This window comes from Acidocella sp. C78 (assembly GCF_907164655.1).
Window position 1 is genome coordinate 26505 of the sequence record NZ_CAJQZK010000077.1, and the last position, 10412, is coordinate 36916.

10 protein-coding genes and 1 pseudogene are annotated in these 10412 nt (G+C 69.2%); 10 read left to right on the forward strand and 1 reads right to left on the reverse strand.

What is annotated here, in order from left to right:
* Positions 1–24 precede the first annotated feature (24 nt).
* The 4 genes from ACIDOCELLA78_RS94830 (at position 25) to ACIDOCELLA78_RS94845 (ending at position 4288) form a co-directional block, all read left to right on the forward strand.
* Entirely contained in the window at positions 25–1263 is a 1239-nt protein-coding gene (locus tag ACIDOCELLA78_RS94830) for a penicillin-binding protein activator (protein WP_249676626.1), read from the forward strand.
* A 9-nt stretch (positions 1264–1272) separates the two neighbouring features.
* On the forward strand, positions 1273–2655 hold the full coding sequence (locus ACIDOCELLA78_RS94835; RefSeq protein WP_201729622.1) for a cell wall metabolism sensor histidine kinase WalK: 1383 nt from the start codon (positions 1273–1275) through the stop codon (positions 2653–2655).
* A 177-nt stretch (positions 2656–2832) separates the two neighbouring features.
* Positions 2833–3720, forward strand: coding sequence for a cation diffusion facilitator family transporter (locus ACIDOCELLA78_RS94840; protein WP_201729623.1), 888 nt, complete (start codon positions 2833–2835; stop codon positions 3718–3720).
* A 10-nt stretch (positions 3721–3730) separates the two neighbouring features.
* Positions 3731–4288, forward strand: a complete 558-nt coding sequence (locus tag ACIDOCELLA78_RS94845) for a cob(I)yrinic acid a,c-diamide adenosyltransferase (protein WP_201729624.1) — start codon at positions 3731–3733, stop codon at positions 4286–4288.
* 125 nt (positions 4289–4413) lie between these two features.
* Here the strand turns inward: ACIDOCELLA78_RS94845 and ACIDOCELLA78_RS94850 are convergent, their stop codons facing one another.
* Positions 4414–4806 carry a hypothetical protein gene (locus ACIDOCELLA78_RS94850; RefSeq protein ID WP_201729625.1) on the reverse strand — a complete coding sequence of 131 codons (393 nt, stop codon included), beginning with the start codon at positions 4804–4806 and terminating at the stop codon, positions 4414–4416.
* 140 nt (positions 4807–4946) lie between these two features.
* Here ACIDOCELLA78_RS94850 and ACIDOCELLA78_RS94855 point away from each other — a divergent pair, with 140 nt between their 5' ends.
* From ACIDOCELLA78_RS94855 to ACIDOCELLA78_RS94880, 6 genes and pseudogenes are all read left to right on the forward strand, one after another.
* On the forward strand, positions 4947–5720 hold the full coding sequence (locus ACIDOCELLA78_RS94855; protein WP_201729626.1) for an SDR family oxidoreductase: 774 nt from the start codon (positions 4947–4949) through the stop codon (positions 5718–5720).
* Entirely contained in the window at positions 5717–6613 is an 897-nt protein-coding gene (locus tag ACIDOCELLA78_RS94860; protein ID WP_201729627.1) for an NrtR DNA-binding winged helix domain-containing protein, read from the forward strand. The genes ACIDOCELLA78_RS94855 and ACIDOCELLA78_RS94860 overlap by 4 nt, the downstream gene beginning before the upstream one ends.
* 100 nt (positions 6614–6713) lie before the next feature.
* Positions 6714–7691 carry a quinolinate synthase NadA gene (nadA, locus tag ACIDOCELLA78_RS94865; protein ID WP_201729628.1) on the forward strand — a complete coding sequence of 326 codons (978 nt, stop codon included), beginning with the start codon at positions 6714–6716 and terminating at the stop codon, positions 7689–7691.
* A 46-nt stretch (positions 7692–7737) separates the two neighbouring features.
* Complete coding sequence (locus ACIDOCELLA78_RS94870; RefSeq protein WP_201729629.1) at positions 7738–9198, forward strand: L-aspartate oxidase; 1461 nt, start codon at positions 7738–7740, stop codon at positions 9196–9198.
* A pseudogene (gene nadC / locus ACIDOCELLA78_RS94875) lies at positions 9195–10039 on the forward strand (carboxylating nicotinate-nucleotide diphosphorylase). The gene ACIDOCELLA78_RS94870 and the pseudogene nadC overlap by 4 nt, the downstream one beginning before the upstream one ends.
* Before the next feature lie 6 nt (positions 10040–10045).
* Positions 10046–10412, forward strand: a 367-nt coding sequence (locus ACIDOCELLA78_RS94880) for a DUF3429 domain-containing protein (protein WP_249676628.1), incomplete at its 3' end; no start/stop codon positions are given.

Here is a 10412-nt window from a genome sequence, read left to right on the forward strand (position 1 = left end):
CCTGTGGCTCTGGTTTTGGCAACCTTGGCGGCACTCGCGCTTGCGGGATGCAGCACCGCGCCACGTTCCGCCGCCAGTGGCGGCGCCGTTCCGTCGGCGCCCCTCGCGGCGCGCGCCACACGAACTCATGGCCCGGTGGCATTGCTCGTGCCGCTGACCGGACCCTATGGGGGAATCGGACATTCGATCGAGCAGGCCGTCAAACTCGCATTTTCAGCGCCTGGCGCGCCGAGGCTGGATGTCGAAAACACCGGCGGCACGGCAACGGGCGCCGCCAGTGCCGCGCAGAACGCCATCGGCAAGGGGGCCGGCCTCATCCTCGGTCCGCTTACAATGGTTGAAACGCGCGCGGTCACGCCCATCGCCCAGTCAGCGGGCGTGAATGTCCTCGCCTTCACCAACGACGACAGCATGGCGCGCCCCGGCGTATGGCCGCTGGGCATCTCGCCGGACCAGCAGGTGGGTAGAGTCGTCTCCTACGCCATCGAGAGCGGCCGTACCCGTACCGCCGCGATTCTTCCCGATGACCAGTTCGGCCGGCTCATGGCCACCGCCCTGCGCCGTACCACAACCCGCCTCGGCGCGCCGCCACCGCGAATCGGATACTACTCCTCGTCATTCTCAAGCCTGAACGCAACAACCCGGAACATCTCGCAATTCGACAGCCGGGGTGCGGGGCTGATGGCGCGGATTCGTGCCGCGCGAGATCAGGACAGCGCCGCAGGACGCCGCCTCGCTGCCAAGCTGCGGAGCGAACCGGTTCCCCCGCCGCCCTTCGATTCGCTGCTGCTCGGCGCGACGGGCGAAGACCTCGCGGAGCTGCAAACCTTCCTCCCGTATTACGAGGCAGGCCCGCCGCAGGTGCAGCTGATGGGTCCCGCGCTCTGGTCCAGCCGGGCCAAGGCGATGGCCACGCATGAGGTCCTGCGGGGCGCCATCTACGCGGCGCCCGATCCTGCGGCAGGCCTGCCATTTGACCAGAAGTTCCAGGCAACCTATGCCGGCGCGATGCCGCCATCGATCGACAAGGTTGCCTTCGACGCCGCCGCGATCAGCGTGCTCGCCGCGCATGAGGGCGGATTCAAGACCACCGTGCTGACGGAGTCCCGCGGGTTCTCGGGCACCGACGGCCCGCTCCGATTGCTACCGAACGGTCATGTGGAACGCGGGCTCGCAGTGTTCCGGATCGAACCGGACGGGCCGAAAGTGGTTTCGCCCGCACCCCAGACATTGCCGTCGCCGGCACCATCGCCGAACACATGACCTGACCGGATGCGCCGACCGATCGCAACGATAGCGGCCTGGCTCGGCGGTCCGCCAGCCATCGTCCTGTCTGGGCTGATCCTTGCCCGCGCGATCCCTCTCTGGGAGGGGATCGGCTGGCTTGCCGGCTGCGCGGCCTGGTCGGTGGCAGCGGGCATGGTTCTGGCGCGCGATCTGCGGCGCTTCAGTGCAGCGCTCACCGCGTCGTCATCGCCCGCGGCGTTGCAGCTCGTAACGCCGGGGCTGACCAACCTCGCCCAGCGCATCATTCAGACCATCGCGACCGAACGCGAAACCCGCGAGGCCGCCGCGACCAACGCGAATTACAGCCAGTCTCTTCTCAACCGCCTGCCGGACGCGCTGTTCCAGCTCGATGGTCTGCCAGGATCGCGGCGGATCGTCTGGAGAAACCCCGCCGCGGTCAGGATCTACGGCGCCGAGGAATCGGCACTTCTGCGCCATCCGCAGCTGCGCGCCGCCCTCGCGGAAGCGGAGCTGGCCGATCAGCCGGTGCGGACCACCCTCTCGCTCGCCACACCGGTCACCCGGGATCTGGATGCCACGGTGATCCGCAGCGGCGATCTCGGCCGCGCGGCGCCCGTCTATATCCTGCTGACCGACCGCACCCGCGAACGCGAACTGAACCAGATGCGCGCCGATTTCGTTGCCAATGCAAGCCACGAATTGCGCACACCGCTGACCAGCCTGATCGGCTTCATCGAAACCCTGCGCGGCCCGGCCCGCGGCGACATCGAGGCCGTGCCGCGCTTCCTTGCGATCATGGCCGAACAGGCCGAACGCATGCAGAGAATCATTGCCGATCTGCTCAGCCTGTCGCGAATCGAGATGTCGGAGCATCAGCCCCCTTCCGAGCAGATCGATATCGGGCCCGTGATCCGCCAGGTCGCAAGCTTCATGGATCCGATCCTTGCGAAGGCCTCGACCAGGCTGACCCTGGATATCGCCGAAAGTCTTCCCGTGGTGCATGGCGATTCCGGCCAGCTCACCCAGGTCATCGGCAATCTTGTCGACAACGCCGTCAAATACAGCGCGCTGAAGCACGGCGGCTCGGGCGGCACCATCACGGTATCCGTGCATGCGACGCCGGATGCCGACTTTCCCCAACCCGGCATTCTGCTTGAGGTGATCGATGACGGCCCTGGAATCGCCCGCGAACACCTGCCAAGGCTGACGGAGCGCTTCTATCGGGCGGACAAGGGACGCGCGCGCGCCGTCGGTGGCACCGGGCTTGGCCTCGCCATCGTCAAGCATGTGGTCATGCGGCACCGCGGTCGGCTGGTGATCGACAGTGTCGAGGGAGCCGGCACGACATGCCGCGTATGGCTGCCCGCGGCAGCACCCGCAGTTCCGGCCGCACGACGCTCTGCCTGATCTGCGATGCCGGCGGTTTCATCGGTTTCACGGTTCGGCTAAACCGCGAAACGCGGCACTGGCCTCGCCCGGATGCCCAGCCTTGCGTCCATGGCCATGGTCAGGACACAAAGACCCGTTGGCCATCCCGGTCGACAATGCACCAATGACGTTCAGAAAGATCGACCTGACAGCACGATGGTCATCCCGCTTCGCCTTGCCGCCCTGAGTGTCGTCGTTAGCCTGCTCTCGCTTGGGCTTAAGGTGACGGCGTGGCGTGTCAGCCACTCCGCGGCGCTCTATTCCGACGCTCTGGAATCCCTCGTGAACGTCTTTGCCGCCGTGATGGTGATGGTGGCGCTCAAGGCGGCCGCCAAGCCCGCCGACCGGGAACACCCCTACGGCCACGCGAAGGCCGAACTGCTGAGTGCCGTCGCCGAGGGCGGCATGATCCTCTTCGCCGCCGTGCTCATCATCGAGCGCGCCGCAAGCACGATATTCGCGCCGCACCTGCCTTCGGCGCCTGAACTGGGTCTCGGTCTGAACGCGGCGGGCGGCCTGGTGAATGCCCTCTGGGCGCTGGCTCTCGGCCGGTCCGGCGTAACCCGGAAGTTTCCGGCGCTGGCGGCCGACCAGGCCCACCTCATGGCCGATGCCATCACCACAATCGGGATCATCGCGGGCCTGTCCATTGCCATGCTCACCGACCTGCCGATCATCGATCCGCTGATCGCCATGGCCGTCGCGGCGCAGATCGCGTTCATGGGCGGGCGGACAGTGCTCCGCGCCCTCAGCGCGCTGCTCGACCGGGCACCGCCGCCAGAGATGGTGAAACGAATCCATCGGCTGGTCGCCACCCACGCCGCCGGCGCGATCGAGGCGCACGACATGCGGGTCCGTGAAGCCGGGCAGTCGCGCTTCCTCGAATTCCACCTTGTCGTGCCGGGGACCATGACGGTCGCCGAATCCCACACCATATGCGATCGGATCGAGGGGGCCTTGAAGCGGGAGATGGCGGGCGTGATCATCACGATCCATGTCGAACCCGACCACAAGGCCAAGAACGAAGGAATATTGGTGAAATGAGACCTGCAAGATGGTGAAGCTGGATACGATCGTCACCCGCGGCGGCGATGGCGGCGAAACGTCCCTTGCCGACGGGTCGCGCGTTGCCAAGAGCCACACCCGCATCGCCGTGTTCGGCGCGCTGGATGAAACCAACGCCGCCGTCGGCCTGCTCCGCGTGATCTGCGCGCAGTCTCCCGAGATCGACCGGGACCTCGCCGCGATCCAGAACGACCTGTTCGATATCGGCGCCGACCTCGCCGCACCCTCCGATCCCGCCCGTCCGTCGAGGCTGACCAGCGCCTATGTCGCACGGCTCGACGCTGCCGCCGCCGCGTGGAATGCGGATCTTGCCCCGCTGACCAGCTTCATCCTGCCGGGCGGAACCGAAGCGGCGGCCCGCGCGCACATCGCCCGCACCATTGCCCGCCGGGCCGAACGCGAGCTGGTCCGCCTTGCCGGCGAGGCGGAAATTTCAGAAATACCGATCCCCTATCTGAACCGCCTGTCCGACGCGATGTTCATCCTGGCCCGCCGGCTCAACGATGAAGGCCGCGCCGACACGCTCTGGCAACCCGGCGGCGCCTGAGCGCAGGGTCGCCAGAGCAGTTTCCGATCCATCCGGATCGGATGCGGTGCTGTATGGTATTGATAAACACAGCATCTTTATCCGATCAGACGGAACCATCTGATCGGATGATGCTCGCGCCGGGATCAGAGAAGATGGAAGCTCGAAACCTTGGTGCCGTTCAGGGTCAGGTCCGTGAGAACCTGATTGCCGCCCTGTAGCGTTACCTCGAAAATATAGCCGATCGTCGACCCGACCCGCTGCGTCGTCAGGTATTTGACGGCAAAAGGCTGGGATAGCGGGATCTTCGCGTCGATGGCGGCCGCCTGGGCCGGGAATTTCTTGCTGCCGACATGCGCCCGAAACGTCGGCGTCGTCGGCGCCACGAAGGATTTGTAGTCGGAATGGCCGATGGCCGAGAGCATCTGGGTCATGTCCCGCGTCGCCAGTTGCACCTGCGCGGGCTGGGCCCGCGCCACCGCACATTGCGCCGCCATCGCGGCCAACAGCAATCCGGCCGCTACAATCGAAAACTTCATCACGCGTCCCTTCCCTGTGCGTTTTCCACCCCATTATGAACGGAATGCCCGCGTCCTCAAAGGGCCGACCACCTTCCCGGGCCGACCAAATTGCGTCCACACTGTCGCCTGCACCCTGACCGACCGAAGGAGACGGATCAATGACCGACGCTTTCCGTGGCCGCCGCGCCCTCGTCACCGGCGCTTCCAGCGGCATCGGCGCCGATCTTGCCCGCCAGCTCGCCCAGCGCGGCGCCGACCTCGTGCTCACCGCGCGGCGGCAGGACCGGCTCGAGGCTCTGGCCGCCGAATGCCGCCTGTTCGGCGTCACCGCCGAAACCGCCACCGCCGACCTTGCCGATGAAGCAGCCCGCCTCGCCCTGGCCGAGCGCTTCCCGACCATCGACCTTCTGGTGAACAATGCCGGGCTCGGCGTCTTCGGCCCCTTCGCCGAGGCCGAATGGGCGCGGACCGAGGCCATGCTCGCGGTGAACATCACCGCCCTCACGCATCTCACCCGGCTGTTCGCCGCCCCCATGGCGGCGCGTGGGTGGGGCCGGATCATGATGGTGGCTTCGACCGCCGCCTTCCAGCCGGTGCCGCTCTACGCCGCCTATGCCGCGACCAAATCCTACGTCCTCTCGCTCGGCGAATCGCTGAATGTCGAGCTGTCAGGGCGCGGCGTGCGCACCACCGTGCTTTGCCCCGGCGTCACCGAAACCGAATTCTTCGACGCCGCCGGGCAGACCCGCTCCGCCTTCACCAGGCGCAGCGCGATGACCAGCGCCGAGGTCGCGCGGATCGGCGTCGCCGCATTGCTCGCCGGGCGCTCCAGCGTCGTGGCCGGGCGGAGCAACGCGGCGATGGCCTTCGGCACCCGCTTCGCGCCGCGCGGCCTCGCCGCCCGCCTCGCCTTCCGGATGATGAAGCCGTGAGCGGTAGCGCCGACCCGATCCATGCCGAGCTGATCGCCGTCGTCGTCGCCGTCACCGACGCAACACCGCGCGTCCTCACCCTGCTCGACGGCAGCGCCCTGCCCGCCGGCCCGCTCGAATCGGCCCATCGCTCTCTGCAGGCCGGGCTGCGCGACCGGGTGGAACGCCAAACCGGTCATCCGCTCGGCCATGTCGAACAGCTCTACACCTTCGCCGATGCCGGCCGCAGCCGCGCCGGGCGCAGCATCTCGATCTCCTACCTCGCCCTCAGCAGCGAAACACGGGCGCGGCTCGGCGGCCAGGTCTCCTGGCAGGACTGGTACCGCTACTTTCCCTGGGAAGACCGCCGCACCACGCACGATACCCCGGCGCGGATCGAACCCGGCCTGCGAAGCTGGGCGGGCGCGGAGCCGACGCGGCGCGCCCGCATCGCCCGCTGCTTCGGACTCGACGGCGCGCCCTGGCAGGAGGAGCTGGCGCTCGACCGTTACGAACTGCTCTACGAGGCCGGGCTGGTGCGCGAGGCCGCGCGCGACGGCCGGCCGGCGCATGGCGATTTCGCCCCGGGTGACACGCTCGCCGCCGATCACCGCCGCATCCTCGCTACCGCGATCAGCCGGCTACGCGCCCGGCTACGCGCCCGGCCCGCCGTTTTCGAGCTGATGCCGGAGCGATTTTCCCTGCTCGATCTGCAACGCTGCATTGAAGCAATCGGCGGCCAGCCCGTGCACAAGCAGAATTTCCGGCGCCTGATCGAAAGCCAGAACCTGCTGGAAGAAACCGGAGATTTCGCCAACGGCCCCGGCCGCCCGGCCAAGCTGTTCCGCTTCCGCAGCGCCATCCGCGACGAACGGGCCATGACCGGCAGCCGCCCGCCGCTCGCCCGGCCTTGACCCTATTATACTCACATCCACTATAAAGATAATCGATACGGCTAAATTTCGGCCGTAAAACTGCTTATGATATGCTCATATCGAGCATAAGGATGTGGCCATGACCCTCGCCGTCGCCTCCGTTCCCGCATCGCTCGCAGCACATGTGCCGCCCGCCGAATGGGCGCTGATGCAGGAGGACATCGCGGCGATCCGCGACCTCAAGCAGGCGCGCGACGCGATCATCCTCGCCCATAACTACCAGACGCCCGACATCTATCATGGCGTCGCCGACATCATGGGCGACAGCCTCGCCCTCGCCCGCGAGGCGATGTCGGCGCGCGCTTCGGTGATCGTCGTCGCCGGCGTGCATTTCATGGCCGAGACGGCGAAGCTGCTGAACCCGGACAAGACGGTTCTGATCCCCGATTCCCGCGCCGGCTGCTCTCTCGCCGAAAGCATCACCGCCGCCGATGTCCGCAGCCTGCGCGCCCGCCATCCGGGCCTGCCGGTGATCGCCTATGTCAACACCTCCGCCGCGGTGAAGGCCGAGGTGGATTACTGCTGCACCTCGGCCAATGCCCGCGAGGTAGTCGAGCACGCCGCCCGCGCCGCCGGGACCGACGCGGTGATCATGCTGCCGGACCGCTTCCTCGCCGCCAACACTGCGCGCGAGACCGCCATCCGCATCATCGCCTGGGACGGCGCCTGCGAGGTGCACGAGCGCTTCACCGCCGCCGACATCGCGCAGGTGCGCCGGCAACATGACGGGGTCGCCGTCCTCGCCCATCCGGAATGCCCGGAGGAAGTGGTCGCCGCCGCCGATTTCGCCGGGTCCACCGCCGCGATCGCCGACTATATCGCGCGTCACCGCCCCGCCCGCGCCGCGCTGATCACCGAGTGCTCGATGGCCGACAACATCGCCGCCGCCAGCCCGGGAACCACCTTCGTCAAGCCCTGCAATCTCTGCCCGCACATGAAGCGGATCACGCTCGCCGGCATTCGCCGGGCGCTGGAGACCATGACCGAACCGGTGACGATCGACCCCGCCCTCGCCGCCCCGGCCCGCGCGGCGGTCGAGCGGATGCTCGCGATCTGATGAACGCGGATGCTCGCGATACCTTGATGCGAATGCTCGCGATCCCATGAACGCCCCGATCATCATCGGCGCCGGCCTCGCCGGCCTTGCCGCCGCCCTGGCCGCCGCGCCGCGCCCGGTGCGGCTGCTTACCGCCGGCACGCTCGATGCCGGCGCCGCCAGCCTCTGGGCCCAGGGCGGCATCGCCGCGGCGATCGGCGCCGACGATTCGATCGACCTGCACATCGCCGACACGCTCGCCGCCGGCGACGGGCTGTGCGACGCCGCCGCGGTCTCCCGCATCATCACCAGGGGGCCGCTCGTGATCGATGCCCTGCGCGCCCATGGCGTGCGCTTCGATGCCGGGCTGGGCCTCGAAGCCGCCCATGCGCGGCGCCGGATCAGCCATGTGAAGGATGCCACCGGCCACGCCGTGACCACCGCCCTCGCCGCCGCCGTGCGCGCCGCCCCGCATGTCACGATCATCGAACACGCCCGCGCCGTGGCGCTCGATGTCGTGGAGAACCGGGTGCGCGGCCTCTGGGCCGAGACCGCAGGCGGCATGGTCCATCTCCCCGCCGCCGCCGTGCTGATCGCGACCGGCGGCGTGGGCGCGCTGTGGCGGCACAGCAGCACCCCGCCGGGCGCCGACGGCTCCGGCCTCGCCCTCGCCGCGCGCGCCGGCGCCGTGCTGCGCGACATCGAATTCGTCCAGTTTCACCCGACCGGCCTCGATTCCGGCGCCACGCCGATGCCGCTGATCTCCGAGGCGGTGCGCGGCGAGGGCGCCATCCTGACCGACGAGACCGGCCAGCGCTTCACCGACGAACTCGCCCCGCGCGACGAAGTCGCCCGCGCCATTGTCCGGCATCTCGCCGCGGGCCATCGCGTCACGCTCGATGCCACACATCTCGGCGCCGGCTTCGCGACCCGCTTCCCGACGATCGACGCCGCCTGCCGCGCCGCCGGGCTCGATCCCGCGCGCCAGCCGATCCCGGTGCGCCCGGTCGCGCATTACCACATGGGCGGCATCGCCGTGGACGCACGGGGCCGGACGAGCGTGGACGGGCTTTACGCCGCCGGCGAGGCCGCCTGCACCGGGCTGCACGGCGCGAACCGCCTGGCCAGCAACTCGCTGCTCGAAGCCTTCGTCACCGGCGCCGATGCCGGAACCGCGCTCGCCGGCGAACCCGATGCCACCGCGACAACCGCGCCCGCCGCCCCACCGCACCGCGCGGCGCCGCCGGCGCTGGTGCGCGACCTCGTCAGCCGTCATCTCGGCGTGCTGCGCGATGCCGCCGGCCTGTCGCACCTGATCGAGCGCCTCGCCCCGCTGGCGCCGGCGCACGATGCCGCGCTGATCGGCCTGATGATCGGCGTCGCGGCACTCGACCGCGCCGAAAGCCGTGGCGCCCATGCGCGGACCGACGCGCCCTGCAGCACCGCGCAGCCGCGCCATGCCAATCTCACCCAGGCGGCCGCCCTCGCCCGCGCCGCCGCCCTCGCGCAAAGGCCCCACGCCGCATGACCCCGTTGCCCCGCATCATGATCGAACCCGCAGTGCGCGCCGCCCTGCTTGAGGATCTCGGCCGCGCCGGCGACATCACCGCCGAGGCGGTGATCCCGGACGACACGCGCGCCGCCGTCGCCTTCGTCGCCCGCGAGCCGGGGACGATCGCGGGACTCGGCTGCGCCGCCATCGCCTTCGACCTGCTCGATCCGTCGCTCGGGCTCGACATCGTTATCCCCGATGGCGGTACCGTCGCGCCCGGCGACGTGATCGCGCGGATCGAGGGAAAGGCGCGCGCCATTCTGTCGGCCGAGCGCACGGCGCTGAACTTTCTCGGCCAGCTTTCCGGCGTTGCCACCGCCACCGCCGGCATCGCCGCCGCCATCGCCCATACCCGGGCGCGGATCACCTGCACGCGCAAGACCATCCCCGGCCTGCGGGCCTTGCAGAAATACGCGGTGCGCTGCGGCGCGGCGCCAATCACCGCTTCGGCCTCGACGACGCGGTGCTGATCAAGGACAACCACATCGCCATCGCCGGCGGGGCCGGCCTCGCGGTGCGCCGCGCCCGCGCCGCGGTGGGCCATCTGGTGAAGATCGAATGCGAGGTCGACCGGCTCGACCAACTCGCGGAAGCACTCGAAGCCGGGGCCGATGCGGTGCTGCTCGACAACATGGACCCCGACACGCTGCGCCGCGCCGTCGCGATGGCGCAAGGCCGCGCGATCACCGAGGCCTCCGGCCGGATTACCCCGGAGAGCGCCGCCGCCATCGCCGAAACCGGGGTCGACCTGATTTCGGCCGGGTGGCTCACCCACAGCGCGCGGGTGCTGGATATCGGGCTCGATTTCATGACATAAACGCGCATGAACCGCGCCCCCTTCACCATCGCCATTCTGCTCGGAATCGCCGGGCTGATCCCCTTTCTCGGCGGCCTCGCCGTCATCATCACCGATCCCACGCGCGCCCCCGCTCGCGACCACGGTGATGATCGATTACGGCGCCTGCATCCTCGCCTTCTCGGCGCGGTGCACTGGGGCTTCGCGCTGGAGCCAGGCGGCATCGTGCCCGAGGCGCGGCTGAACAACCAGCGCCTCCTGTTCGGCGTGCTGCCGGCGCTGGTCGGCTGGGGTCGCACTGCTCGCTCTTTCGCTGGCGCAGGCCCCGCGCCTCGCCATCGCGATCCTGATCGCCGGCTTCTTCGCCACCATCGTGGCCGAGACGGTCGGCCGC